The sequence below is a fragment of the Methanococcoides sp. NM1 genome (genome assembly GCF_900774285.1).
GTDB classification, from domain to species: Archaea; Halobacteriota; Methanosarcinia; order Methanosarcinales; family Methanosarcinaceae; genus Methanococcoides; species Methanococcoides vulcani.
Genome location: NZ_CAAGTW010000003.1, coordinates 33722 through 59160, shown reverse-complemented (window position 1 = coordinate 59160; position 25439 = coordinate 33722). Strand labels below are relative to the sequence as shown.

The following is a 25439-nucleotide window of genomic DNA, read 5'->3' as shown; positions in this document are numbered from 1 at the left end:
AATACTCCTCTATAATAAAAGCATGATGATTTCAAGAACACTGAAAAATAGGGATGCAGTAACAAAAATACATTCCCTTCTAATCCCTACTTGAGTCTTATGATTAAGAACACACTTTTTTCAGTTTTTTAATATCCCCTAGGACTTCCAAACTGTTAACAAAGTAGTAATAATAGATTTTGCGTTTTTATCATAGATACTCATGACTAGCAATCTCAGAATGATAGTTGTCTTTAGGGTTTTTTTCTCGAGTATAAGGGGCTTGTATCATTATGATTTTTCAACCATTTAGTATAGCCTTCTATTTCTGGACCGGCGTAATTGATTGAAAATTCCAACCCAAATATGCAAATAACAAAATAATATTCTCCATCCTCAGTTTTGAATATATCAAATTCATGAATTACTTGTATGTTTTTACCTGTTTTGTTTCTCCACCCCTTGTTTGCATCATAAATTCTCCGAGAATGGTATGGCCATTCAGTATTTTGTCCATAGCGTGCATGGTTGCGGATAGGATCAAGTTGCTTTTCATCAACTATATATTCTAATCCTTTAGGATGGTCAACCAATTTCAATGCCATAGCTTCAATAGCAACCTTTGACAAAAATCTTGAAACTATTGGGCCTTCTGGCAGAGGAGCTTCAGTTGGAAGAATTACACTCATTTTATTTGAGTTACGCAAACTTTCAAATACTTCATCGGGCACCTCTACTGAAATAGTAGAGGGTCCTTTTAAATGGTTTTGGAGTACAACCGGACACTTAGAAGGCATAAGAAAGCCTGAAACTGGAGGAGTACTACCACGTTTATTTGGTACCATTTGATTAAATCGTAGAATAGTCATAGCTGGCAGTTCAAGAAATGGCTTTTCGACTTTTCTAGCAAAATAATTATTGCAATTGTCACAAACTACGCCTTTTGGCAGAATATGCGACAGATTCCCGAGTGACTCTGGAATGATATGTTCAACGCTCTTAGATGTTGTAGATTCTTTTTTGCAAAACAAGCAGCGCATTGTCACTAACATCCTATTTGTTGACATAAAATATTTTAATTGGTAAATATTACACTTTACAATATTTATAAAGAATGATCGGAAATAAAAAGATTCCCATAAAGATAATTTTCATGGAATCAATAATCGGTTTCTCCATTAAATACTAAAGAAAAAAATAAAGTCCGACAGAATCAATCCACCGGTGCATAAATTTCAGTAAGGATCTCCTCAGGCGGAACTTCTGCAGGGTCGTTCAGGTAGATCTCCCTTGTTGGCCCTGTTATAGTCAATCCTTTTTCAGCGATCCATGCAAAAAGTTCCTGATACGTTGGCCCACAATCCTCGTAAGGACCTTTATGAATGGTCTTTACCATCTTCCCACCGGGAAGTTCATAGCACTTCACCTTGTCAGTATCTTCGACATTCTTCGCTATAGGAATAGCAACCTCTACGTCAGCAGTTCCTTCAGCATCAGCTTTCATGGCCTCTTCTTCGCCTGCTTCATGACAGACGAATATTGGACCACCTGTGATCTCAATACCCTTATCAAAAGTATACTGGAAAAGTTCAGGAAGCATTACTGCGATCTGCTCATACTTCCCAGTCCTCCTCATGCCAATTACCAGCTGTGGCTCCACTTCAACGATATCCATGTCAGACATTTTAATACCCCACAAAAGAATTGTAGTGAAATTATTTATAGGCATTCACATTGAATTGGTTCGAAGTTTTGGCAGATCAGGATTCAATAAATGGAAGTGAAACCCTGATTATAATTACAGATACCAGACCCCATGCAAATGGAAGCCATAATGGAATGTTCAGGAACAAGGGAGCTGAGTATGTCCAGACACCAAGATGAGTACCGATGAACTCGGCAGTGCAGCCAAGGAGGATACCCGAGATATAGATGATATTATCACCTTTTGCAGACCAGAAATATTGACGAATACCATATATTGATAATATCAGAAAAGTTAGCAAAAGGTTGTTCTTCCAGAAAAATACTGCCAGCATCAATGCAAGTGCAAAGATGAATAGATCTCTGAAAATTGCTTTATTCATGTAGTTCTCCATGTAGCACTAAAACCCATAATTGTATAAATAAAATTGGTGCTTGTGCTAGATTGGATGTTGAAGGATCTAAGACAATGCATGTATCTGGACAAAACATGGAATGATCGCTGAAGAAAATGATCATTACTTAAGATAAAGATTGGAGTAACTACTATTTCAAAGAGTATCTGACTAAATTTGATTTCAGTTGCGAAACATGGACCATGATTGGAACAATAAGCCAAGGAATACAAATATTGAGAGGGTAGCAATCCAGTTTATTGTTGATTTTGCTATGAGCTCGATAGAATCGGGAGTTATGGATAGCAAAGACTTAATCAGCACTGAGAATTTATCCTTGAGTCTGAGATCTACTGGAGCAAGGAAGGTTACTTTTGAGTTTTATATGATCACAATAAGGTAGAGTGCAGGAAAAGGATTATACTTGGAAGAACTTAAAAGTAGTTTATTTAAGATTAATAAATATATTGGATGATTTGATAATTTACTGATATATACAAAGGAAGAATATGGTAATGTATAGAAATGAAACAATCTCAACAAAGATAAGACCTATAAAAAAACTTTGTATCATTGAAAAGGATGATCATGAAAATCTAATCTCAATAATCAAACATTTTTCTTCTGAGATAGGGGGATTTTTCAATCTGATACTAACTAATGACGAAGACTTATTTTCAAAAAATACAATAGAATTTATTAAAAATCATGATCCAGACATTGTAATAAATTATTCCAAAATTGATGATAAATCTTTAAAATCTAATTTTAAAACATTAGTTGTTGATGGCAAAAATAATAGTTTTGATTATAATAGATTTTCAATTCCATTATTTATTTTAGATAATTTTTTTGATTTTTCAAAATATGGGTTTGACAATGCTGTTAAGAAAATTTATACTAGTTTTGATGAAAAAAAAGATTCAAACAATTTAATGTATCATTTAAATTATGGATTGATTAAAAATGATACTCGATATGAGGACGAAGCTTTTTTTGAAAATGTAGAATTAGTTAATTTAGATTCAATATCTACTTTTTTTGAAATTGCACAAAAACAAACTAATTCTCTATTATTTCTATTTAGAGGACTGAGTAGAAGTCAGGAAAGCATAGACATATGGTCAATCGATTTTAATAAAGAACAGTATTATAAAAAGAAGCCAACTGTTATTTTTGGAGATTGTAATAACATTAATAGTATGATTTATTTTTGGAATGTAAGGGCAACATATCCATACAATGTTAACATTTGGTTACCATTAGAATTATTTGATGAATATAAAAAAGATTTGAAAAATTTCTCTAACTATTGCATATTTGCTGAAAATTCAGTGAAAGAATTTAAAAGAAAAATAAATGAAACAAACAAAGATCTAACTGAAATCGATAATTCCAAATATTATTTTAACAATATAAAAATGGAATGGAATTCCTTTAAGCATATACAGAATGTATCTATACTTAATAATAAATTTAGAATTAAGCATCCTAGCGAAAAATTCTTTTCTACATATGGGTTGAATATTAATCTGGTTTTAGAAATTACTGGATTAGAAGATTTATTTCTTCCTAACAGCTTAAAATTAGGAGAACTTTTTACAAACAGTTCAGATTTTAGCATTGATTCGCATAATTTTTCTAGAATAAGTTCGAACGGATTATCAGTTCGATTTAGCAATTTTGTTCCACTTAACAATGAACCTTATGTTGCTAAATTGAAAATTCCAGATGTTAAAAGTATATTTGAAACATTTTTTGAAGAACATGAATTAGAATTGAAAGAAACAAATGGAACTCAAATTACAAATCAACTAATAAATCTTATTGGTGGGTTTGAAAAAATCGATATTTTACGAGACAAAAATATTTTTGATTTTTTAGTAAGGCTCACACCGAAAAGATTAGAGAGGTTGATACAAAAAGTTACGAAAGATGTGGGTGACAATATAGAGATAGAACAAATTGTTGAGCTAATCGAAAAAAATCTTGATGAAATAAATACAATAAGTTCTAATACAATTGTTGAAACTAAAAATTTACTTAGCTATGCTCCTAATATAGGAAAAGAAAAAAGTGATTTTTACAGTATAATACAACAGTTATATGAAATGAATGTTTTATTGCGTGGTAAAAGTTTTAAATGCTCATCTTGTAATTCTCTGTTATGGTATCCTTTAACATCAATAACAAACGAAATGAAATGTTACTGCTGTAATAATTCAATAAATATACCTATTTTTTCGAAGAAAAATATATTAGATGATTCTTTTAGATTAAATGAATTAGTTGCTAATGCTGTCGATCAAGGAGCTCTACCTGTATTGCTTACAACAAGCATCATATTTAATCAAAAATTTGCTGGAAAAAGATTTATTTTTGATTCCGATATTTATGAGAAAATTGATTTGTTAGCAGAAATTGATATAATATTTACATTCGGAAAGAAAATTGGGTTAGCAGAAGTTAAAGCAGATAGAGGTTTTGACATAAAGCAAATTGATAAATTACTCAATGTAGCTCGAATAGTAAATGCAGATTTGGTACTATTTTCAACACTCAAGAGTTGCGAATCACAAGAAATCAATGATCTAATTAGCCACATCAAAACAAAAAATCTGGATATACCAGCTTTTATTCTCACAAAGGAATCATTATTTGAAAAGAATGTTGTTGATTTAAGTAAATATTTTGAAGTTAATGATAATAAATTTCAAAATGGGCCAATCTTAATTAAAAGCGACTAATCTTAATTAAATTAACAAAACAACTTCCTTAAAAATATGTTGTTTTTAAGATAGGATTGAAATAATAAATATACAAAAAGTACAATTTTATTCTTCAACATCATTTGATATTATGTACTAAGTGTTGAAGAAATCAAACATCATATTTATTCAAATCACATTTTTCTAATTTTTAATCTGGCGGTTAAAGTAACTACGCCAACTATTACAAATATCGTTGCCATATTTCCCTTTGCATATACCCCCGACTATTCATGCAAAAGCTAAAATCCAAACATCTCATACACCCCAACCACTGCCAAAATTAAGTACCAAAGAAAAACATATATATTCTGTGTAAAAGAATATATTAATAGTACAATTGTCTCTGCAGATATTTTGCATCGTACCATAAATACTAAAAATGGTGGTAGTAACCATGATAGAAATTGACGGTATAGAAAGCTCTAATGAAGCGAAGACCCATGCAATGACTTACTTGCAAAACTGTTGGATCTCAAACAGATACCGAGATCAATTGGTCAATTGGGTGGGAACCTATCTTGATGAGAATACACTGGAAAATATTATTGCATACAAAAAGTCCACAGACTGGGACCATCCTTTTGAATCTATCAGGTCAGAAGCTGAAAAGGACCTGGAACTGACAACAATATACGCTTCCAGAGGAGAACAATATAACATTGACCTGATGGTCTTTGAAGGAAACCTACTGATACTTTTCAATGAAGTGCTCTCAAAGGCAAAAGAGCATCTTGAAGAGAAGATCGTAGCACACTAAAAATAATAAAAGGGGTTTGTGGTCAGACGATACAAGTCAGACCTTAATCCTCTGACTGCTGGAACTCCTTTTGTAGTTCCCGAACTCTGAATCCAACAGTAAGGAACCGTTCAGCACAGGCCCGTCCTTGCATACCCTCAGACCTTCATGATCCATACAGCAGGCACCACACACACCAATTGCACATTTGAAATACCTGTGGAGACTGAACTCTGCGCGATCATGTGCACCTTTTTCCTGTAACATCTTAAGGACATTGAACATCATTATCTCAGGGCCGCACACACATATGCGATCATAAACAGACACGTCCATGTCTGCCAGGACAGTTGTGACAAAACCGCATGTTCCGGCAGAACCGTCATCTGTTGTCAGGTGAACGTCACCTGCCTCAGAGAACCTCTTTTCAAAAACAAGCTCTGATGCAGTCCTTGCACCGAGTATCGTTGTAACCTTTGCATCGACAGAAGCAGCACTGTCAGCAAGCGGACCCAGAGGGGCGACACCAACACCCCCGGCGATTATCAGAATGTTCTCATCCTTTGCAGGTAATGTGAAGCCTTTTCCAAAAGGACCACGAAGTCCGACGGAATCGCCTTCTTTCAGCTCAAAAAGGCGGGATGTGGCATCACCTACTTTCTGTACAGTAATTCCGTTCTTGAAAGAGCAACCCATAGGGACCTCGTCCACTCCGCGTATCCATACCATTACGAACTGACCCGGCTGGGCATCATCAAGAGATGTATCGAACCTAAATGTCCTGATGGAAGGAGTTTCCTCTACGATCTGTATTATTTTTGCATTTATCGGACGCATCATATCACCCCATGGGCAAGCCCTGTAATATCTTCAACACCAGCATATCCGTTGTCCTGCAGGAATTGCTCTATGCCTGTTGCAATGTTTCCAAAGACCTCTACACCTTCATGGACAGCAGAACCGATCTGAACAGCACTTGCACCTGCCATTATCATTTCCACTGCATTTTCCCATGAAGATACTCCACCGACACCTATGACAGGTATTTCCAGTGTTTCATATAGATCATAGACACATTTGATCGCAACGGGCTTGACCGCTGGACCGGAAAGTCCACCGAACCTGTTGCCAAGTATAGGATAACCGGAATTGATGTCAATTGCCATTCCACGCAGGGTATTAATAGCGACAACTGCATCGGCACCGCCGTTCTCGGCGGCCTTGCCTATGGACCTTATATCAGTGACATTGGGGGTCAGCTTTACCCAGACCGGCACATCCACCGCATCACATACAGCAGCAGTGATCGCTTCCACTATACAGGAATCGGTTCCAATAGTAGCACCGTAACCTTCCGCATGGGGACAGCTGACATTAAGTTCAAAAGCATCAGGTTTTGCCTCTGCCAGACCTTCCGCAACCCTTACAAATTCCTCGGCATTGCCACCGAAGATGCTTGCAATCACAGGAACGTCAGCGCCTTCTTTTGCAATCTTTATCTCATTATTGAAATCTGCATAGGAAGGATTTGGCAAACCCATGGCATTCAAAAAGCCACAGTCCAGCTTGACCATGCTGGGATTTGGGTGTCCTGTCTTCGGCTCCGGTCCGATCGATTTGGTCACGACCGCACCTGCGCCGGAATTAGCCATACGTACAAGAGAGGCACCTGTTGTTCCCATGATACCTGATGCAAGTATTGTGGGATTCCTGAATTCAATGCCTGTGATCTTTACCATAACATTTCACTTCCGATCCGGATCACTCATCGTCACAGCCGGACAGCTGACACACAGCATCACTGACGAGTTCCTTACCGCCCATTTCCACCAGCAATCTTCCAATGCCGACAGCATGTTCACGGTAGTTCTTCATAGGGATCATCTCGTCGATACGCACTTCATTTGTACCATCAAGGGACAGCACTTCAACAAGCACATGAATCTCATCCCCGTCTTCGCTCACACGTGCGAACGAACCAATAGGGACAACACAACCGCCTTCCACATCCGTTATCACTATACGTTCAACTTCGGTTTCGATCCTTGATATGTCGTGGTTCAGAACAGAACATTCTTTTTCAGCTTCTTCTCCAGCCCTTGTGACAACAACGATAGTTCCCTGATTTGCAGAAGGACAGAATGCCTCAGGAGGAAGGCGATGGACATCCATTTCCCATCCCATGCGCTGCAAGCCTGCCTCGGCAAGCAATATTCCGTCATACAATCCATCTTCAAGTTTCTTTATACGAGTATTGATATTGCCTCGCAGGTCCTGTATATTGAGGTCCGGGCGATAACGCAGAAGCTGTGCACGCCTGCGCATTGAGCTCGTACCGATCACTGCACCATCCGGAAGGTCATCCAGTGTCGAGCCATCCATGGTAAGGAGCACATCATAAGGAGAATCGCGCTTCAGAACTGCTGCAAGAGCAAGCTCAGGAGGTCTTATTGTTGGAAGGTCTTTCATTGAGTGAACTGCGATGTCCACTTCACCCTCGATCATCCTGTCGTCAAGTTCACGGACAAAAGCACCCACACCAGCAACTTCATGAAGAGGACGATCTGTGAAAACATCCCCTGATGTCTTAATGATCTCTCTTGTCAGATCACAACCGCGTTCTTCAAGCATCCTGGTCACAAGGTCTGCCTGGGCAAGGGCAAGAGCACTTCCACGGGTTCCTAGTATCATCTTGTATTGCTCCTCTAGTATCATTTCAGGTTAGCTGCATATGCATCGAAGGTCTTCTCAATATCAGTTTCTGTGTGTGCCATTGAAAGGAAGTTCGTCTCGAACTGGGATGGTGGCAGGAACACACCGCTGTCCAGCATTTTGTGGAAGAACTGCAAGTAACCTTCCTTATCACATTTGAGAACGTCCTGATAGTTAAGAGGCATGTCACCGAAGAATACCTTGAACATTGAAGCAATACCACCGACATTATAATCAAGTCCCTTATCAGCAATGATGTCAGAAAGGTTGGAGCGCATCATATCACCGGTTGCTGCAAGCTTTTCATGAACCTTTTCCTTCTCCAGTACATCAAGGGCTGCAATACCAGCTGCAACTGATGCAGGACTTCCACTGAAAGTACCTGCCTGGTAAACTGAACCTGATGGAGAGATCATGTCAATTATCTCGCGCTTACCACCGAAAACACCGATCGGAAGTCCGCCACCTACGATCTTTCCAAGGGTCGTCATATCAGGTGTGACACCAAAGTACTCCTGTGCACCACCCATAGCAAGCCTGAAACCGGTGATAACCTCGTCAAAGATAAGAACAACATCGTTCTCTTCTGTGACCTTTCGAACCTCCTTCAGGTAATCGCCTTCAGGAAGTATCGGACCTATGTTACCCATTACCGGCTCCATGATGACCGCAGCCATGTCATCCTGGTTGGACTCGATAACCTCAGTCATTGCCTCGATGTCATTGTAAGGAACCTGAAGGGTATTCTTTGTAAAGTCTGCAGGAATTCCAAGGGAATCCGGCTCTCCATGTGTTGTAGCTCCAGACCCTGCCTTTACAAGCACAGCATCGTGTGCACCATGGAAACCACCCTCGATCTTGATGAACTTGTCCTTGCCTGTAAATCCACGGGCAGCCCTTAAAGCACTCATGGTTGCTTCAGTACCGGTTGAGATAAATCTCAGCATGTCGATACTTGGATAAAGAGAAGCGATCTTCTCTGCAAGGGTCACCTCAAGCTGGGTTGGGGTTCCATATAGCCAGCCTTTATCGAGCTGGTCAATGATTGCCTGCCTGATTACCGGATTTGCATGTCCCAGAATCTTGGGACCATATGCAAGACAGTAATCTATGTACTCATTACCATCAACATCAGTGATATGGGAGCCATTAGCTGACTCTGTGTAGAAGGGGTAAGGCTTGATAGCACGTACCGGACTGCTCACGCCGCCTGGAAGAAGTATTTTTGCCTTGTCGAATATATCCTTGGATTTGTCTAAAGTAACCATAATAACACCATTTGAAATTTGATCTGTAGATTAATATTAAGCTGAATAACTAAATTATAGTGGTCCTGTTCTCTTGCCTTACTTCAACATCATTGCAAGGTCCTTTGCAAAATATGTCAAGATCATGTCAGCACCTGCACGCTTGATGGACAGCAATGACTCATGCATAACTTTCTTCTCGTCAAGCCAGCCTTTTTCTGCTGCGGCCTTGAGCATTGAATACTCACCGCTGACATTGTATGCAGCTGTAGGCATCTTGAACTCGTGCTTGATACGATAGATAATGTCAAGATAAGGCAATGCCGGCTTGACCATAACCATATCAGCGCCTTCCAGTATGTCCAGTTCAACTTCGCGGATCGCCTCATTGGAATTTGCAGGGTCCATCTGGTATGTTGAGCGATCACCGAACTGGAAACCGGAGTCTGCTGCGTCCCTGAAAGGACCATAGAATGCTGAAGAATATTTTGCTGCATAGGACATTATAGGAGTGTTCTTGAAGTTGTCCTCATCCAGTGCTGTACGGATAGCACCGATCATACCATCCATCATACCTGAAGGTGCCACAATATCAGCACCTGCCTTTGCATGACTTACAGCGATCTTGCCCAGTATGTCAAGGGTCGGGTCATTGAGAACATCCTCGGTCTCAAAATCCACAATACCGCAATGACCATGACTTGTGTATTCACACATGCAGACATCAGTGATGACCACCATGTCCTTTCCAAGGTCTTCCTTGATAGCACGGACAGCCTGCTGGACAATGTCCTCATCACCATAAGAACATGTACCAGTCTCATCCTTGTGTTCCGGAATACCGAAAAGGACCACTGCAGGAATTCCAAGATCTGCTGCATCCTTTGCATCATCAACAACCTTATCCAGAGGCAAACGCTGGACACCGGGCATAGATGATATATCCACAATAGAATCAGTGGTCTCATCCACGAACATCGGATATATCAAGTCGTTCGCGCTAAGTTCGGTCTCCCGAACCAGATCGCGTATCTTACCACTTCTTAACCTTCGCATTCTAACCTGTGGGAACATAGTATCAACTCTTATTTTGTAGCATCATTGCTCTTCTTGATCGGACTGATATCAAATAAACGGGATACAGAATCTAAAAAATCCTCATCGTCATATTCAGCGGCATTGCGTAATTTTTTGGTCGGCTCTGCCAGGATCTTGTTAGTAATAGCACGTGTAAGGTCCACAAGCACCTTGCGCTCAAAGTCACCCATCGTATGATAGGCACTCAACCTGTTAATGGCGTGCTCCATCTCGGTTCCTCTCAAATTATAGGAATTGCTATAAAGCTCTGAAATAATAACATCTGCTTTCTGACGCTTATACTGGGCCTGAAGAAGTTCGAGCTCCTGTCCAACCATGACCTCTGCCTTCTTGGCCTCTACCATCCTCATCTGAAGATTCTTCTCATTGATAACACGTAACCCATCAATATTGCGAAGAATTACATGCGGGATCTCTTCTATTGAAGGATCAATATCCCTGGGACTTGCAATATCAATAAGCAGAAGTTCGTTCGTACGACCATCCATTACCTTTTCCACAATATCCTTCTTCAGAACATAATGAGGAGCAGAAGTGGCACTTATTACTACATCAGCTGCGGAAACATATTTCTCAAGCTGGTCGAACATGACAGCTTCGCCACCAAGCTCTACTGCAAGATATTTCGCTTTCTCGTAGGTACGATTTGCAATATAGATCACATTCATATCCCTGTGTGCAAGAGCCCTTGTGACCAGAGTTCCCATTTCTCCGGTACCAATGACAAGGATATTCTTGTCATTCAGACCATGCAGGATATCATCAGCAAGATCAACAGCAGCAGAAGCAATGGAAACCGCCCCCCTGTTGATGAAGGTCTCGGTACGTACTCTCTTGCCAACCTGGATAGCCTTGCTGAAAGCAGTATCTAGGATCTTTCCTACAGTACCGGCTTCTTTTGCTACCAGGAACAGGTCCTTAATCTGACCCAGGATCTGAGCTTCTCCAATTATCATGGACTCAAGACCAGAAGCAAGTCTGAGCAGATGTCTTAAAGATTCATCGTGGTCATAGAACTCCACGATCTTTGCTGACACGCCCATCTCCTTTGCAAAATGGAACAGAACACTGCTACCCTTTGAGGAAACAACATATATTTCTACGCGGTTGCATGTCTTGAGGACCGCACACTCATAAACAAGTTCATTTGAGTATAGCTGATTCAGAACAAGATCAAGGTCCCCATGCCAGGAATCCTCCATTTCCTCAACAGTAGCCTTGGCATGTGTAATAACCATACTTGATATCTCTGTCACAGTGAACCTCCACAATGAACGTGCATTAGATGTAGCATACCTTCATGAACACGAACATCGGACTTAAATTTAATGTAATGTCCCATATAGTATCAACCTTTCTTGCTTATGTGCTCCTGAACTATATCAGATGCTATTTTATACCCTTTTTCATATGAAACTTCAAGAGCTTCCCATACGGACCTATCTTCAAGGATCTCCCAGAGAATAGCCTTTCTTGTCTTTTGCTCTGCAACTTTGCCCTTTAGCAGATTTCGCACCTCATCCTGCAGTTTGATCATATCTCCATACTGAGGAGTAATGACATTTTCTATTTTCTTGCGAGTGTATTTGGATACTGCCGGACTCGACCCAAGTGTGGATATCCCAATGGTCAGACCACCCCTCTTAATAACAGAAGGAATGACAACATCATCCGCCATATCAACACGATTGACCAATGCACCTGACCTTCGGCCAAATTCCTTTATTCGATCGTTCAATTCAGCGATGTTGGTTGCAGGAATAATAAGGAACGCACCCATGACAAGCTCTTCAAGCTTTTCGTCTGATACGGATAAAAGATCCATGGAAACCAGCTCCACAGAAGATGAGGATGAAAGGTCCTTAAGCTCAGGAACGAAGTCCGCACTTACAACAATTGTATGCGCATAATCCGAAAATAGCGATGCTTTGCGAAGACCAACAGGGCCTCCACCAAAGATCACCACTTTCCTGTCACTCAGATCAATGAAAAGTGGCAAATAACTACGACTATCGGTCTGCTCTGCCATTCACAACCTCACACCTGTCTTTTTGAACTCGCGAACACTGTACAAAAGCTTATAATCAGTAATTCCGGTGGCCCTGGATATCTCCTGGGCAACGTATTCACAATCCTCCCTTGTATAGGAATGTACCATGGTGAAAAGGTTATAAGGCCAATCAGGATAACGTGGCCTTTCATAACAATGGGTCACCTCTGTAAAGCCTGCCATAACGGCACCTACTTCTTCAACACGCTCGTCAGGAACATTCCAGGTACACATTGCATTTGCCGTTATTCCAATTGCACGATGACCGATGGATGCACCGAACCTGCGAATAAAACCATTTGTCTGAAGTTGTTCTATCCGGCGGACAACCTCCTCCTCGGTCATCCCAAGTTCTTCTGAGACCATAGCAAATGGCGAATGGACAAAGGGTATACCATCCTGAGTAAGCTTGAGAAGACGGGTATCAGCTTCATCCATGACGACATTATCATTTGACATCGAATTTCACCCCGATCTTAAAAAGTCGTTTTGTAGGCAGGTTGATCAACGGACAGCCGGTCTCTTCCTGAAGGTCATTTATGATCTGCTCCAGACGTTCCTTGTTAGCAGCAGACACTGTGAACCATATATTATAATCTGCCTGGCGCAAATAATTATGGGAAACTTCCTGATGTTGATTGATAAGCTCTGCGATCTCATCTATCTTTGGTCCAGGAGCTTTCAATGCGACAAGAGTACTGATCCCACCTACCCTTTTAGTGTTGATTACAGGACCGATTCGGCGCACTGCACCTTCTTCTTTCAAACGGTCCATGCGCTCCAGCAGTTCCTCTTCAGAGATAGACAGTTGAACGCTCACTTTTTCAAATGGATGAACATCAAGTGGAAAATCCAGCTGGATCAGATTAAGGATATTCTTATCAATATCATCAAGTTGTATCATATAAATGAACACCGAATGTTTTTTTAGCAGGCTCCTGCATGCTATGCAGACTTCATGCGATCATTAGATTATAATGTTTTCCTGTAAAGGCAGACATTTTACCGGAGCAGATACATGCAGCCTTTATCTGGGTACATATATACAGTACGGCTCTTCAGCCATGTAGTCGCCTGTAGCAGCATAAGCACGAGCACGGCAGCCACCACATACGTTTTTATAGCCACATTTTCCACACTTGCCACCCAGACTGTCAAAATCCCGAAGGTCATTGAACAATTTGGAATTTTCCCATATATCCCTGAAACTCTGCTCCTTTATGTTTCCTGCAACAACAGGCAGGTAACCACATGGTTGAACGTCACCTGTGCTTGAAACAAAACAGAAACTGGTACCTCCAAGACAACCACGCGTCATTGCCTCATAACCATGAGTCTTGACGGTGACCTCTACGCCTTCCTTTTTAGCACGCTGGCGCATTATTCTGAAATAATGAGGGGCACAGGTTGCCTTTAGCTGGATACTGACATGCTTCTGCTGATCATAGAACCAGTTGAGAACACGCTCATATTCAACCGGAGGTATCTCTTCTTTTTCAAGGTTCTTGCCCCTGCCTGTGGGGACAAGGAGGAATATATGAAGAGCCTCTGCACCGATCTCAGTTGCCAGGTCAAGTATTTCAGGGATCTCGTTAATGTTCCTTTTTGTGATCGTGGTGTTTATCTGGAAGCCAAGACCACCTTTTTTGAGATATTCGATCCCACGCATCGCACCTTCGAATGCACCGGAAACTCCACGGAACTCATCGTGCGTCTTTGCTGTCGACCCGTCAATGCTAATGCTTACTCGCTGAACCCCGGCATCTTTGAGCTTTTTCACAACGTCCTCATCAAGAAGGGTACCGTTCGTGGCAAGAGCAACACGTAACCCCTTATCAGTCGCATATCTTGCGACCTCGTAAACATCCTTTCGGGTAAGTGGTTCCCCACCGGTTATAATGAGGATCGGATCACCAATTTCAGCGATCTCGTCAACGAAGTGCTTTGCCTCATCTGTAGAAAGTTCACCTTCGGGTATCTCTGAGGTTGATGAGCCCCTGCAATGGACACAAGAAAGATTGCAACCCCATGTCAGTTCCCATGCGATAAGTCGTGGAGGTTTTACCATATCAGACAGTTCTCCTTTATGTCATATATATAATGTAAGAGTACAATCGAACATTCGTTCAATTTACTTAAATAGTATGGCAATATACTACACAGAACCCATATTAAACCATGTCGTCAAGACATGGATCACACATAGGAAACCACATATTTCCAACGACAAAAATCGATGCAAGGTGAACGCGCATGGCACTGGGAATACAGGCATTTCAGACAGCTTTTGTAATTACATGGATAGTGCTAATATCATACATTATTTATCTGATATACAACCGTTCACAATTGGTTTCCAAAATTCGGAAGCTTAAATGATAAAGGTGTTTGCACATGGATAAAAAACGAAAGACGATCTTCACCATAATTGCAATAATGACAGTGATGGCGATCGGACTCTGGGGCGTAGATGTCGAGCAAGGATATTATATGGTATCTGACATCACAGCCGATCCACAGGAACATTTAGGCCAGAAGGTCAACACCATGGGAATTGTGAAGAATGGAAGCCTTAGCATTTCACCTGAAATGACCACATTCACACTGGCAGATGCAGAAGATGAGAACTATGAGATAAATGTAGAATATTCTGCAGATCTTCCTGCAAACCTGGCAGAAGGAAAAAGTATCAGTCTGACAGGAACCATGGTATCTGAAACAATGATCGATGCAGAACAGATAGTCATGGGCTGTCCGTCAAAGTACTCCGAATAAAATAAAATTCCAGAACAAAAACAAAATTTCCATATATGAGGGCATGCGATGAACATCGAAGAATGGGAAGAATACCAACATATCAACGATGCTATGAACGATATGATCAACAGTATGGACGATTCATCCCAGATGAAATCCGTGGTCGGTCATATTTGCAGATCCGGCGGCAAAAGGGTCAGACCAATTATACTGATGCTTTCTTCCCAAATATGCGGAAGCAATTCTGAGGATGCAGTTAATGCGGCCCTTGCCATCGAACTTACCCACTCGGCATCCCTTATACACGATGACATACTTGACGAGGGAGTCATAAGGAGAGGTGTTGAATCCGCGCACAAGAAATTCGGACCCGCAGCTGCAATGCTTGCAGGTGACTATATGATCTCAAAGTCCATCGAGCTTATATCATCATATGATGCCCCGGTTGTCAGAGCATTCGGACGTGCAGGAATGGCAATGGCCGAAGGGGAGACCATTGATATAAAAAGCACAACCGGAACATTTGAAGACAATCATTATTTTGACTGCATTGATAAGAAAACAGCATCCCTTTTTGCTGCAAGCGCAACCATGGGAGCTTATATCGCAGGAGCTGATGAAGCTACAGCAGAACTCTTAAAAGACTATGGGGGAAAACTGGGAATAGCATACCAGATCGTTGATGATCTGCTGGAATATACAGAGAGTACAGATGATAAAAGATCAGGTCATGAATCCATTTCCCTGCTACAGATATATCAGAAGGAGATGACACAGGAGCAGGCTGTGCAAAAAGCAACCGAAATTGCAATGGAATATGTGAAAATGGCAAAAGAGATACTTTCAAACTTTGAGCCATCGGATGCAAGGAACAAACTTCTTGAGATCACCGACTACATAACCATTGAGATGCTTCCAAAATAAAATCAATCATAAAAACCCAGGTGAAGATATGCGGGTATATGAAAAATCAGTAATCAAAGTAAATGCAAGTACAGAGAACGGAAAAGTCGTTCTGGATATAGAAGGACCTCTTTCAACAATCGCAAGTCCTGTTATCAAAAGGATCAATAAGATATTCCAGGAAGAGAAACCGATCAGAGCAGATGAGGAGAACATCATTTTTTCCACATGGTCCCCACCGATACCAAGCACTGCGTTTAACAGGCTCATAAGTGCACAGATCGGTGCCATTATGAAAAAAAGAATTCCGGACCAGTTCTCGATCGGGATCACTGATAAATGTCCTTACAATTGCATTCATTGCGGTGCTGCAGGAATCGTTGCCGACCCTGAACTGAGCGTTGATGAAATTAACAGGGTAATAGGAGAAGCTATTGAACTTGGCACATATTCTGTACAATTCGATGGTGGCGAAACAATGCTCCGAAGCGATATTGCGGATATGGTTGCCAGTGTCGATAAAACAAAGGCTATTGCCACATGTTTTACCTCCGGTTTCAGGTTGACAGCTGAAAGAGCACAGGACCTTAAGAATGCCGGTCTTTTTGCGACACATATTAGCATTGACAGTCCATTTGAAAGTGAGCATGACCGTGTTCGCGGAAGAGAGGGGGCATACCAAAATGCGATGGATGGAATTCAAAATAGTCTTGATGCAGGTATTCTTACAGATATGTTCGTTGTGGTTTCCCCGGACAATATTGACGACCTCGAAGATTTCTATGGCCTGGCAGAGAGCCTTGGAATGCATGAGATGTCCATCTACGAGATCATCGCTGTTGGCAGATGGCTTGAACGCGAAGATGAAACGATCAGCCAGAAGGATGTTTCAAGGCTGGAGAAGTTCCAGAAAGAAAAGAATATGGCAGCAGATGGACCAAGAGTTACAGCATTCCCTTATTTCATGGGACCTGACCAGTTTGGCTGTTTTGCCGGTAGAAGATGGATCCACGTGACATCCGGTGGCGACGTCATGCCATGTGCTTACACCCCACTTGCCTTTGGCAACATCAGAGAGGACAGTCTTGCAGACATATGGAAGCGTATGGGCAAACACCGTGCATACAAAGGTTCTGCAGAGTATTGTATGATGCGAAACCCGGAGTTCAGGAAGGAATACATCCATACGATCCCCAAGGATGCAAATATACCTTTAAGGATCGACCTCCAGGAAAAGAACTGAATCTAATTTTACCCCTATATTGAGAGACAGGAATCTCAAAAAAGGTTCTGACAAACTGAACATCAGGTTTGCAGATAGTCAGAACTTAAGTATTTTTTGCAAATATCCCATGATAAATTATTAACATTTCCACAATCAGAAAGACGGAACCGAATAACTTATATGCATGCTTGCTATAGGGGTGAGTAAATCGCGCTAAGTAACAGTTTATAGATATATTGAGGATTTATATGGCTAAAGACAAAATATTATCCGAAATAAAGGAAGCAGAACAAAGTGCGGCCAAAATGGTGGAGGAAGGGCTCAAAAATAAGAGCGAGCGTATAATGAATGCTCGTGCTGAAGCCAGAGAGATCATCAAACAGGCAGAAGCTGATGCAGCGAAATCTGCACAGAGTGCACTTAAGTCTGCTGAAGAAACAATTAAACAGGAATCTGAAGAAATTATTACTAACGGCAACGGTGAAGCAGAAAGCATCAGTGAAAAAGCTGAAGCTAACGTTCATAAAGCCGTTGATAATCTAGTCACAGAATTCGAGAGGGCAATTCATGCTTAAGCCAAAACAGATGAGTCGTGCCGTCATTGTAGGTCACAAGGACATTATGGAAGAAACAATTGAGGCTCTCCATAGCAGCAATCTATTCCACCTTGAGAATTACAATGAAGATAGTTCCGGACTCAAACTTGGCAGACCTTTCGAAAACGCAGGTGATGTTTCTAAAAAGCTTATTCAGTTAAGATCTATTTCATCCTTCCTTGGTGTCAAGAAATCAGATGCACCTAAACAGAAGGTTAACACTGTTTTAAATGACCTTGAATCCAAACTTGATAAACTGGATGAAGAGGTTACTGCGAAAACAGAACAGAGATCAGAACTGGAATCACGATTAAAGGAACTTGAAACACTGGCGAAAGACCTTGCGCCATTCTCAGCAATTCCAATTGAGATGGAATTGTATCGTAATTATGAGAACATCGCAGTCTTTGCAGGTACTGTCAAGGAAAATGTTGGTCCTGCTATCTCAAAGGTTACATCGACCTACGAGATGGAGTATGACCAGAATACCGGAACTGTAGCATTGTTTGTCAAGAAAGAGGATGAAGCAACAGTTTCAGAGATCCTTTCAAACTTTGAGTTCAGAGAGCTCAGGATCCCTGAAATAAGTGGCATACCACAAACCTTACTTGCAGGCATTGAAAAGGAAGAAGCAGACATCCTTAAACAGATCGAATCACTGGAAACAGATATTTCATCGATCAAAGAGAAATATTCTGAATTCATACTTGCCAGTGAAGAACTGCTTGCTATCGAATCCGAAAAAGCAGAAGCTCCAGTCAAAATTGCAACATCTGAACACACATTCATGATAGATGGATGGGTTCCGGAAGATGGTATTGCAGGACTTGAGAGCATCGTTAACACTGCAACAAACGGACGAGCTTTTGTATCAGTGCAGGAAATTACCAAACAGGATACGGACATCATACCAATCGAGTATGACAATCCAAAGGTCGCAAGGCCATTCCAGGAAATAATGAACCTGTATGCACGTCCAAAATACAATGAGATCGATCCAACAACACTGATATTCATATCATTCCCACTTTTCTATGGAATGATCCTTGGTGATATCGGATACGCATTGATCCTTCTGGCACTTGCAATGGGAATCAAAAAGATGGTCAAATCAGATGCAGTCAAACCTCTGATGAATGTACTTATCTACTGTCAGGTATCAACATTGATATTTGGTATCCTTTACGGCGAGTTCCTTGGATTCCCACTTGCAAGTCTGCACACAGATCACGGTACAGTGCCCGGACTGATCGCAGGATTCGAAACAATAACACTGTTCGCCTCCCCGATCGCCGGAGAAGTGATCACATATCCAATCCACCGTACACATATTGTTATGACAATGATAGCTGCAACAGCACTTATCGGTGTGCTTCATATCAATTTCGGATACGTGATTGGATTCATAAACGAGAAGAGAAACCACGGTTTTGCTGCAGCAATGTTTGAAAAAGGTAGCTGGCTTGTAGTAGAACTTGGAATAATCTTAGCAGTACTTGGTTACACCGGTACAGCACCTACACAAATAATAGGGATCATAGTGTTCCTTATAGGATTCGTCATGCTCGTTAAAGGAGAAGGCGTAAAAGGACCTATCGAATTACCTGCACTATTAAGTAATGCACTTTCCTACACTCGTTTAATAGCAGTAGGATTGTCATCAATTTATATTGCATCTACTGTCAATCTCATAGCTTTTGATATGATCCTGCCCCAGGGCGGAATCATAGCAGCAGTAGGCGCAATTATAGTATTCATATTCGGACATGCGTTAAACACAGTCCTGAGTATAATAGCCCCCGGATTACATGCACTCAGGTTGCAGTATGTAGAGTTTTTCGGTAAATTCTACGAAGGTGGCGGAAGAAAATACAACCCATTTGGATATATAAGAAGATACACGGAGGAATGAATAAATGGCAGACGTAGCAACAGCAGCAACAATGATGGACCCAGCAGGATTAAAAGCAATTGGAGCAGGACTCGCAGTAGGACTTACAGGTCTTGCATCAGGTATTGCAGAAAAAGATATCGGAGCAGCAGCAGTAGGTGCAATGGCAGAGAATGAGAGCCTGTTCGGTAAAGGTTTGATCCTTACTGTCATTCCAGAGACAATCGTCATTTTCGGACTTGTCGTCGCACTGCTTATCAGCTAAGTTAATTTAAGAGCAATTATATTGCTCTTAAATTCTCTGAAGGTGTCAGAGCATGGGACTCGAAACAGTTATTAAAGATATCATGGATGCTGCGCAAGCAAATGTTACCATGGTCAATGCAGAAGCTGATGCAGAAGTATCTCAGATACTTGATGAAGCTAGGCAGTCTGCAAAAAAGATCATGGGAGACCGTCTTGCAAAAGCTGAAGATGATATCAAAAGATTACGCCAACAGGAGACATCCAGTGCAAACCTGGAAGTCAAGCGTGCAACGCTTAATGCCCGCAAAGAAGTCCTTGATAAAGTATACGACAATTCAGTAGAGTCTATTGTAGCCCTCCCTGCCGAAAAACAGGAAGAGTTGTTGAAGGCCATCATTGAACAGAATGAAGGCAACGGCAGCAAAATATATTCTAACAAAGACTCTGAGGAACTTGTCCGAAAACTCTCTTCATTGGAATATGCTGGCAATGTTGATTGTATTGGTGGCGTGGTCATTGAGAACAATGATGGGACAATTCGTCTGGATTATACATATGACATAATCCTGAAGAATGTTAATGAGCAATCATTGAAACAAACATCTGATATCTTGTTCGGGTGATATCAAAATGCGGCTTTTGCAAAAATTAAAAAGGAAAAGTAGTCCGACTCACCGCGGAAGTGGCTCCAATTATGCTTATGCGACAGCACGTGTTCGAGCGATGAAGAGCAATCTTCTTCCAAGGGAGACCTATCCCCGACTTATGAACATGGGCATTGATGAGATCACACGTTTCATCGAAGAATCACAATATAAGCAGGATGTCGACGAACTGGCAAGAGTATATGACGGCGTGGATCTGTTCGAGCATGCATTGAACAGAAACCTGGGTGTCACTTTTACAAAGATCATCAATATATCAGAAGGCGAGTTGAACTACCTGATCTCTGAATATTTAAAGAAATACGACATATGGAGCATCAAAACGATCCTACGTGGAAAGTATTGTAATGCATCAGTAGAAGAGATCAACGATAGTCTCGTAGCAGCCGGACAACTGTCTTATACATTTTTGTCAAGCCTTGCAGAAAAAGAATCCTATGAAAGTGTCATCGATGCTCTCAGTGGGACCGATTATTACCCGACATTAAAAGGATATGATGGGACAAACCTCTCTGCTATTGAAAACCAGCTTGACAAAGAGTACTATAACGGAATGTTCTACGCGATCGGCACTCCGGGGTCTAATGACCGCAAGCTGTTCTCAAAGTTCATCCGTACAGAGATCGATATAAAGAATCTCAGTACACTCTTTAGGTTAAAGAAAGCAGGTGTCGGCGAGGACGAAATTGCAGACCTCATTCTTGAGGGCGGTCTTCATTTAAGCATGAAAGAGATCGAAAAGCTATTGCCTCTTCCTTTCAGTGAATTTATCAATTCACTTGAAAAATATCCATATTGGGAAGACATCTCTGACATAGTGAGCCCGGAAATGGATTCATTGGTCGATCTGGAAACTCAACTCACAAGACACAGCATCAAATCCGCTGCAAGCTTTTCACATATGTACCCACTATCCATTGTTCCGATCATGGACTATGTCCTGAACAAGAAGAATGAAGTGAACAACCTGCGCATTATACTGCGTGGAAAAGCAGCGAATCTTGATGAGGAAATAATCAGGAACCAGTTGGTGATCTAATGGAATTAGCAGTAGTAGGTAACAGCGAGTTTGTTACAGGATTCAGACTGGCTGGTGTCAAAAAAATATACGAAGCCAAAGATGATGAGCTGGAATCCATGGTCACAAAGGTCCTAAAGGATTCCGATGTCGGCATTTTTGTCATGCATGGCGATGACGTTAACAAACTACCGGAAATTTTGAGAGACACTCTAAGTGAGTCTGTTGAGCCAACAGTCGTTACTCTCGGAGGAACTGGTGAAAGCTCAAACTTAAGGGAAAAGATAAAACAATCGGTAGGTGTAGATCTGTGGAAGTAAATGGTGAAATTTATCGTGTGGCAGGACCGGTCGTCACAGTTACAGGAATTAAACCGAGAATGTACGATGTGGTCAAGGTAGGTCACGAAGGACTGATGGGTGAAGTAATCAAGATCCAGGGCGCAAAGGCCACTGTTCAGGTATATGAAGATACGTCCGGTATCAAACCGGGAGAACCTGTAGTGAACACTGGTATGCCTTTATCCGTGGAACTTGGACCCGGATTATTAGAAAGTATTTATGATGGTATACAGAGACCTCTCCAGGTGTTGCAGGAAAAGATGGGCAACTTCATTGAGAGAGGAGTAACTGCAAACGGACTTGACCGTGAAAGGACATGGGAGTTCAAGCCAACAGTAAGCAACGGCGATGCTGTAGAAGGTGGAAGTGTTATTGGTGTTGTTCAGGAAACTGCAAACATCGAGCACAAGATCATGCTCCCACCAACAGTATCCGGTACAGTAAAAGAGATCAAGAGCGGAAGCTTCAGGGTCGATGAAACTGTATGTGTACTCGCTGATGGAACCGAGCTTCCAATGATGCAGAAGTGGCCGGTACGAGGTCCACGTCCTGTAGCTAAGAAGCTCATGCCAACCAAGCCTTTGATCACAGGTCAGAGGATCCTTGACGGAATGTTCCCTGTCGCAAAAGGCGGTACCGCTGCAATTCCAGGTCCATTCGGATCAGGAAAGACAGTTACACAGCAGCAGCTCGCAAAATGGAGTGACACAGATATTGTGGTCTACATTGGTTGCGGAGAGCGCGGTAATGAGATGGCTGAGGTACTGAACGAGTTCCCTGAACTCGAAGATCCAAAGACTGGCCGTCCACTTATGGAAAGGACAGTTCTTATAGCAAACACATCCAACATGCCCGTAGCTGCTCGTGAAGCATCAGTTTACACTGGAATCACAATTGCAGAATATTACAGAGACATGGGATACGATGTATCACTCATGGCAGACTCAAGCTCAAGATGGGCAGAAGCAATGAGAGAGATCTCATCCAGACTTGAAGAGATGCCTGGTGAAGAAGGTTATCCAGCATACCTTTCAGCAAGGCTTTCAGAGTTCTATGAGCGTGCTGGTTCCGTGAACTCACTTGCAGGACTTGACGGTTCAATTACAGTTATTGGTGCAGTATCACCACCTGGTGGTGACTTCTCCGAGCCTGTCACACAGAACACACTTCGTATCGTTAAAGTGTTCTGGGCTCTTGACGCAAAGCTCTCACAGAGAAGACACTTCCCATCCATTAACTGGCTGACAAGTTACAGTCTATACACTCAGGGTCTTGCAGACTGGTTCTCCGAAAATGTCGCAGCTGACTGGACCGACCTCAGGGACAATGCAATGGACCTTTTGCAGCAGGAATCCGAGTTGCAGGAGATCGTACAGCTTGTAGGTTCAGATGCACTTCCGGAAGACCAGCAGTTGACCCTTGAGATCGCACGTATGGTGAGGGAATACTTCCTCCAGCAGAATGCGTTCCACCCTGTCGACACATACTGTCCATTTGAAAAGCAGTACAAGCTTCTCAAATCTATCACAAAGTACGGTGAGATGGCAACAGCTGCACTTGAGTCAGGAGTTCCAATGAACAAGATCATTACTATCGAGTCAAAGGATGAACTGGCAAAAGTTAAGTACGAAGAGGACTTCGAGGGTGCACTGGATGTAGTCATGACAAAGATGGATGAAGAATTTGCTCAGCTCGGAGGCAACTGAACATGACCAAAGAATACAAAACGATCGTAGAGGTTTCCGGACCTCTGATTTTCCTTGAGAAGACAGAACCTGTAGGGTATGGTGAACTTGTTCAGATCAACCTGCCGGACGGAACCACCAAGAGAGGTCAGGTTCTTGACACATCTGCAGATATGGTAGTCGTTCAGGTTTTCGAAGGTACAGTCGGACTCAACGAAGAATCCGGTGTAGTCTTCAGTGGCGAGACCATCAAGCTGCCAGTATCAAAGGACATGCTTGGAAGGATCCTTTCAGGTGCCGGTGAACCACTCGATGGTGGACCACGTATCGTTCCTGACGAGAGAGTGGACATCAACGGTGCAGCAATGAACCCATATTCCAGAATGCCTCCAGAGGACTTTATCCAGACAGGTATCTCCACAATCGATGGTACAAATAGCCTTGTGAGAGGACAGAAACTTCCGATTTTCTCCGGAGCAGGTCTTCCACACAACGAGATCGCACTTCAGATCGCAAGACAGGCAAAAGTTCCAGGAAGCGATGAAAATTTCGCAGTGGTTTTCGCTGCAATGGGTATCACCAACGAAGAAGCACAGTACTTCATGGAGGACTTCGAGAAGACAGGTGCTCTTGAAAGAGCTGTTGTTTTCCTTAACCTTGCAGACGACCCTGCTGTCGAACGTATCATCACTCCAAGGATGGCACTTACAGCTGCAGAATACCTTGCATACGAGCATGACATGCACGTACTCGTTATCCTGACAGATATCACAAACTATTGTGAAGCACTGCGTCAGATGGGTGCAGCAAGAGAAGAGGTTCCAGGAAGACGTGGTTACCCAGGTTACATGTACACTGATCTTGCATCGCTGTATGAAAGAGCAGGTGTTATCAAAGGCTTAAAGGGATCTGTTACCCAGTTCTCTATCCTTACCATGCCTGGTGACGATATCACTCACCCGATCCCTGACCTTTCGGGTTACATTACCGAAGGACAGATCGTGGTTTCCCGTGAACTTCACAGGAAGGGTATCTACCCACCGATCAACGTATTGCCATCCCTTTCCCGTCTTATGAACTCCGGTATCGGAGACGGAAAGACAAGAGATGACCACAAGGCAGTGTCTGACCAGATGTATGCAGCATACGCAGAAGGTCGTGACCTTCGTGGATTGGTTGCTATCGTCGGTAAAGAAGCACTGTCCGAAAGAGACAGGAAGATCCTTGAGTTCGCAGATCTGTTCGAAGACAGATTTGTTCGCCAGAGCAGGGATGAGGACCGTACCATCGACGATACATTAAGAGTCGCATGGGAGATCCTTTCAGAGCTGCCTGAAGCACAACTCACAAGGATCGATAACAAGTACATTGAAAAGTACCACCCTGCTCACCAGAAGACCAGTGAGTGATACTATAGTGA

At 42.0% G+C, this 25439-nt stretch carries 27 protein-coding genes; 14 read left to right on the top strand and 13 right to left on the bottom strand.

What is annotated here, in order from left to right; translation table 11 throughout:
* Nucleotides 1-233 precede the first annotated feature (233 nt).
* From E7X56_RS03785 to E7X56_RS03775, 3 genes are all read right to left on the bottom strand, one after another.
* Nucleotides 234-1019 (bottom strand): HNH endonuclease, encoded by a 786-nt coding sequence (locus tag E7X56_RS03785; RefSeq protein ID WP_167879438.1) that lies wholly within the window; start codon nucleotides 1017-1019, stop codon nucleotides 234-236.
* Between the two features lie 173 nt (nucleotides 1020-1192).
* On the bottom strand, nucleotides 1193-1663 hold the full coding sequence (locus E7X56_RS03780) for a GyrI-like domain-containing protein (protein ID WP_135605012.1): 471 nt from the start codon (nucleotides 1661-1663) through the stop codon (nucleotides 1193-1195).
* A gap of 76 nt (nucleotides 1664-1739) precedes the next feature.
* Nucleotides 1740-2066 (bottom strand): hypothetical protein, encoded by a 327-nt coding sequence (locus E7X56_RS03775; RefSeq protein ID WP_135605010.1) that lies wholly within the window; start codon nucleotides 2064-2066, stop codon nucleotides 1740-1742.
* Nucleotides 2067-2587: 521 nt separating this feature from the next.
* Here E7X56_RS03775 and E7X56_RS03770 point away from each other — a divergent pair.
* Together E7X56_RS03770 and E7X56_RS03765 are read left to right on the top strand one after the other, a co-directional pair.
* Nucleotides 2588-4825: a hypothetical protein gene (locus E7X56_RS03770; RefSeq protein ID WP_135605008.1), complete on the top strand. Its 2238-nt coding sequence runs from the start codon at nucleotides 2588-2590 to the stop codon at nucleotides 4823-4825.
* 418 nt (nucleotides 4826-5243) lie between these two features.
* A complete protein-coding gene (locus tag E7X56_RS03765) occupies nucleotides 5244-5606 on the top strand; it encodes a hypothetical protein (protein ID WP_135605006.1) in 363 nt (120 codons plus the stop codon).
* A gap of 36 nt (nucleotides 5607-5642) precedes the next feature.
* On the opposite strand, the gene E7X56_RS03760 is transcribed toward E7X56_RS03765, so the two are convergent.
* The 10 genes from E7X56_RS03760 to ahbD all read right to left on the bottom strand — a co-directional run bounded on the left by E7X56_RS03760 (nucleotide 5643) and on the right by ahbD (nucleotide 14760).
* Nucleotides 5643-6422: a dihydroorotate dehydrogenase electron transfer subunit gene (locus E7X56_RS03760; protein ID WP_135605343.1), complete on the bottom strand. Its 780-nt coding sequence runs from the start codon at nucleotides 6420-6422 to the stop codon at nucleotides 5643-5645.
* Complete coding sequence (locus E7X56_RS03755) at nucleotides 6422-7324, bottom strand: dihydroorotate dehydrogenase (protein ID WP_135605004.1); 903 nt, start codon at nucleotides 7322-7324, stop codon at nucleotides 6422-6424. Before E7X56_RS03755 ends, E7X56_RS03760 begins: the two co-directional genes overlap by 1 nt.
* A 22-nt stretch (nucleotides 7325-7346) precedes the next feature.
* A complete protein-coding gene (gene hemC / locus E7X56_RS03750; RefSeq protein ID WP_135605002.1) occupies nucleotides 7347-8276 on the bottom strand; it encodes a hydroxymethylbilane synthase in 930 nt (309 codons plus the stop codon).
* Nucleotides 8277-8296: 20 nt separating this feature from the next.
* On the bottom strand, nucleotides 8297-9565 hold the full coding sequence (gene hemL, locus E7X56_RS03745) for a glutamate-1-semialdehyde 2,1-aminomutase (RefSeq protein ID WP_135605000.1): 1269 nt from the start codon (nucleotides 9563-9565) through the stop codon (nucleotides 8297-8299).
* Nucleotides 9566-9643: 78 nt separating this feature from the next.
* Nucleotides 9644-10618 carry a porphobilinogen synthase gene (hemB, locus tag E7X56_RS03740; RefSeq protein WP_135604998.1) on the bottom strand — a complete coding sequence of 325 codons (975 nt, stop codon included), beginning with the start codon at nucleotides 10616-10618 and terminating at the stop codon, nucleotides 9644-9646.
* 11 nt (nucleotides 10619-10629) lie between these two features.
* Complete coding sequence (hemA, locus tag E7X56_RS03735) at nucleotides 10630-11898, bottom strand: glutamyl-tRNA reductase (RefSeq protein WP_135604996.1); 1269 nt, start codon at nucleotides 11896-11898, stop codon at nucleotides 10630-10632.
* 92 nt (nucleotides 11899-11990) lie between these two features.
* On the bottom strand, nucleotides 11991-12671 hold the full coding sequence (locus E7X56_RS03730; protein ID WP_135604994.1) for a bifunctional precorrin-2 dehydrogenase/sirohydrochlorin ferrochelatase: 681 nt from the start codon (nucleotides 12669-12671) through the stop codon (nucleotides 11991-11993).
* Nucleotides 12672-13151 carry a siroheme decarboxylase subunit beta gene (ahbB, locus tag E7X56_RS03725; protein ID WP_244603389.1) on the bottom strand — a complete coding sequence of 160 codons (480 nt, stop codon included), beginning with the start codon at nucleotides 13149-13151 and terminating at the stop codon, nucleotides 12672-12674.
* Complete coding sequence (gene ahbA / locus E7X56_RS03720) at nucleotides 13141-13596, bottom strand: siroheme decarboxylase subunit alpha (protein ID WP_135604992.1); 456 nt, start codon at nucleotides 13594-13596, stop codon at nucleotides 13141-13143. The genes ahbB and ahbA overlap by 11 nt, the downstream gene beginning before the upstream one ends.
* 123 nt (nucleotides 13597-13719) lie before the next feature.
* Complete coding sequence (ahbD, locus tag E7X56_RS03715; protein ID WP_135604990.1) at nucleotides 13720-14760, bottom strand: heme b synthase; 1041 nt, start codon at nucleotides 14758-14760, stop codon at nucleotides 13720-13722.
* 185 nt (nucleotides 14761-14945) lie between these two features.
* Between ahbD and E7X56_RS12290 the strand changes: the two genes are divergently transcribed.
* The 12 genes from E7X56_RS12290 to E7X56_RS03655 all read left to right on the top strand — a co-directional run bounded on the left by E7X56_RS12290 (nucleotide 14946) and on the right by E7X56_RS03655 (nucleotide 25428).
* Nucleotides 14946-15071 (top strand): CcmD family protein, encoded by a 126-nt coding sequence (locus E7X56_RS12290; RefSeq protein WP_091688589.1) that lies wholly within the window; start codon nucleotides 14946-14948, stop codon nucleotides 15069-15071.
* Nucleotides 15072-15086: 15 nt separating this feature from the next.
* Nucleotides 15087-15467: a cytochrome c maturation protein CcmE gene (locus E7X56_RS03705; RefSeq protein WP_135604989.1), complete on the top strand. Its 381-nt coding sequence runs from the start codon at nucleotides 15087-15089 to the stop codon at nucleotides 15465-15467.
* A 48-nt stretch (nucleotides 15468-15515) separates the two neighbouring features.
* On the top strand, nucleotides 15516-16373 hold the full coding sequence (locus tag E7X56_RS03700; RefSeq protein ID WP_135604987.1) for a polyprenyl synthetase family protein: 858 nt from the start codon (nucleotides 15516-15518) through the stop codon (nucleotides 16371-16373).
* A gap of 28 nt (nucleotides 16374-16401) precedes the next feature.
* Nucleotides 16402-17595: a radical SAM protein gene (locus tag E7X56_RS03695; RefSeq protein WP_135604985.1), complete on the top strand. Its 1194-nt coding sequence runs from the start codon at nucleotides 16402-16404 to the stop codon at nucleotides 17593-17595.
* A gap of 230 nt (nucleotides 17596-17825) precedes the next feature.
* On the top strand, nucleotides 17826-18152 hold the full coding sequence (ahaH, locus tag E7X56_RS03690; protein ID WP_091688581.1) for an ATP synthase archaeal subunit H: 327 nt from the start codon (nucleotides 17826-17828) through the stop codon (nucleotides 18150-18152).
* On the top strand, nucleotides 18145-20085 hold the full coding sequence (locus E7X56_RS03685) for a V-type ATP synthase subunit I (RefSeq protein ID WP_135604983.1): 1941 nt from the start codon (nucleotides 18145-18147) through the stop codon (nucleotides 20083-20085). Before ahaH ends, E7X56_RS03685 begins: the two co-directional genes overlap by 8 nt.
* Before the next feature lie 4 nt (nucleotides 20086-20089).
* The gene (locus E7X56_RS03680; protein WP_210409239.1) at nucleotides 20090-20329 is read left to right on the top strand and encodes a V-type ATP synthase subunit K; all 240 of its coding nucleotides are present in this window, start codon (nucleotides 20090-20092) and stop codon (nucleotides 20327-20329) included.
* A 52-nt stretch (nucleotides 20330-20381) separates the two neighbouring features.
* Nucleotides 20382-20933 (top strand): V-type ATP synthase subunit E, encoded by a 552-nt coding sequence (locus E7X56_RS03675; protein ID WP_135604981.1) that lies wholly within the window; start codon nucleotides 20382-20384, stop codon nucleotides 20931-20933.
* A gap of 7 nt (nucleotides 20934-20940) precedes the next feature.
* Nucleotides 20941-22014, top strand: a complete 1074-nt coding sequence (locus E7X56_RS03670) for a V-type ATP synthase subunit C (RefSeq protein ID WP_091688574.1) — start codon at nucleotides 20941-20943, stop codon at nucleotides 22012-22014.
* Nucleotides 22014-22313, top strand: coding sequence for a V-type ATP synthase subunit F (locus E7X56_RS03665; protein WP_091688572.1), 300 nt, complete (start codon nucleotides 22014-22016; stop codon nucleotides 22311-22313). Before E7X56_RS03670 ends, E7X56_RS03665 begins: the two co-directional genes overlap by 1 nt.
* A complete protein-coding gene (locus E7X56_RS03660; RefSeq protein WP_135604979.1) occupies nucleotides 22304-24040 on the top strand; it encodes an ATP synthase subunit A in 1737 nt (578 codons plus the stop codon). The genes E7X56_RS03665 and E7X56_RS03660 overlap by 10 nt, the downstream gene beginning before the upstream one ends.
* A gap of 2 nt (nucleotides 24041-24042) precedes the next feature.
* On the top strand, nucleotides 24043-25428 hold the full coding sequence (locus tag E7X56_RS03655) for an ATP synthase subunit B (RefSeq protein ID WP_135604977.1): 1386 nt from the start codon (nucleotides 24043-24045) through the stop codon (nucleotides 25426-25428).
* Nucleotides 25429-25439 lie beyond the last annotated feature (11 nt).

What these genes read in the sequence shown, in the direction of transcription:
- E7X56_RS03665 (WP_091688572.1), top strand. Translation starts at nt 22,014, where the DNA reads ATGGAATTAGCAGTAGTAGGTAACAGCGAGTTTGTTACAGGATTCAGA.
- E7X56_RS03680 (WP_210409239.1), top strand. Translation starts at nt 20,090, where the DNA reads ATGGCAGACGTAGCAACAGCAGCAACAATGATGGACCCAGCAGGATTA.
- hemL (WP_135605000.1), bottom strand. Translation starts at nt 9,565, where the DNA reads ATGGTTACTTTAGACAAATCCAAGGATATATTCGACAAGGCAAAAATA.
- hemC (WP_135605002.1), bottom strand. Translation starts at nt 8,276, where the DNA reads ATGATACTAGGAACCCGTGGAAGTGCTCTTGCCCTTGCCCAGGCAGAC.
- E7X56_RS03755 (WP_135605004.1), bottom strand. Translation starts at nt 7,324, where the DNA reads ATGGTAAAGATCACAGGCATTGAATTCAGGAATCCCACAATACTTGCA.
- E7X56_RS03675 (WP_135604981.1), top strand. Translation starts at nt 20,382, where the DNA reads ATGGGACTCGAAACAGTTATTAAAGATATCATGGATGCTGCGCAAGCA.
- E7X56_RS12290 (WP_091688589.1), top strand. Translation starts at nt 14,946, where the DNA reads ATGGCACTGGGAATACAGGCATTTCAGACAGCTTTTGTAATTACATGG.
- E7X56_RS03785 (WP_167879438.1), bottom strand. Translation starts at nt 1,019, where the DNA reads ATGCGCTGCTTGTTTTGCAAAAAAGAATCTACAACATCTAAGAGCGTT.
- E7X56_RS03670 (WP_091688574.1), top strand. Translation starts at nt 20,941, where the DNA reads ATGCGGCTTTTGCAAAAATTAAAAAGGAAAAGTAGTCCGACTCACCGC.
- ahbB (WP_244603389.1), bottom strand. Translation starts at nt 13,151, where the DNA reads ATGTCAAATGATAATGTCGTCATGGATGAAGCTGATACCCGTCTTCTC.
- E7X56_RS03770 (WP_135605008.1), top strand. Translation starts at nt 2,588, where the DNA reads ATGGTAATGTATAGAAATGAAACAATCTCAACAAAGATAAGACCTATA.
- E7X56_RS03765 (WP_135605006.1), top strand. Translation starts at nt 5,244, where the DNA reads ATGATAGAAATTGACGGTATAGAAAGCTCTAATGAAGCGAAGACCCAT.
- E7X56_RS03705 (WP_135604989.1), top strand. Translation starts at nt 15,087, where the DNA reads ATGGATAAAAAACGAAAGACGATCTTCACCATAATTGCAATAATGACA.
- E7X56_RS03760 (WP_135605343.1), bottom strand. Translation starts at nt 6,422, where the DNA reads ATGCGTCCGATAAATGCAAAAATAATACAGATCGTAGAGGAAACTCCT.
- ahbA (WP_135604992.1), bottom strand. Translation starts at nt 13,596, where the DNA reads ATGATACAACTTGATGATATTGATAAGAATATCCTTAATCTGATCCAG.
- E7X56_RS03780 (WP_135605012.1), bottom strand. Translation starts at nt 1,663, where the DNA reads ATGTCTGACATGGATATCGTTGAAGTGGAGCCACAGCTGGTAATTGGC.
- E7X56_RS03730 (WP_135604994.1), bottom strand. Translation starts at nt 12,671, where the DNA reads ATGGCAGAGCAGACCGATAGTCGTAGTTATTTGCCACTTTTCATTGAT.
- E7X56_RS03655 (WP_135604977.1), top strand. Translation starts at nt 24,043, where the DNA reads ATGACCAAAGAATACAAAACGATCGTAGAGGTTTCCGGACCTCTGATT.
- E7X56_RS03775 (WP_135605010.1), bottom strand. Translation starts at nt 2,066, where the DNA reads ATGAATAAAGCAATTTTCAGAGATCTATTCATCTTTGCACTTGCATTG.
- E7X56_RS03695 (WP_135604985.1), top strand. Translation starts at nt 16,402, where the DNA reads ATGCGGGTATATGAAAAATCAGTAATCAAAGTAAATGCAAGTACAGAG.
- ahaH (WP_091688581.1), top strand. Translation starts at nt 17,826, where the DNA reads ATGGCTAAAGACAAAATATTATCCGAAATAAAGGAAGCAGAACAAAGT.
- ahbD (WP_135604990.1), bottom strand. Translation starts at nt 14,760, where the DNA reads ATGGTAAAACCTCCACGACTTATCGCATGGGAACTGACATGGGGTTGC.
- E7X56_RS03685 (WP_135604983.1), top strand. Translation starts at nt 18,145, where the DNA reads ATGCTTAAGCCAAAACAGATGAGTCGTGCCGTCATTGTAGGTCACAAG.
- E7X56_RS03700 (WP_135604987.1), top strand. Translation starts at nt 15,516, where the DNA reads ATGAACATCGAAGAATGGGAAGAATACCAACATATCAACGATGCTATG.
- hemB (WP_135604998.1), bottom strand. Translation starts at nt 10,618, where the DNA reads ATGTTCCCACAGGTTAGAATGCGAAGGTTAAGAAGTGGTAAGATACGC.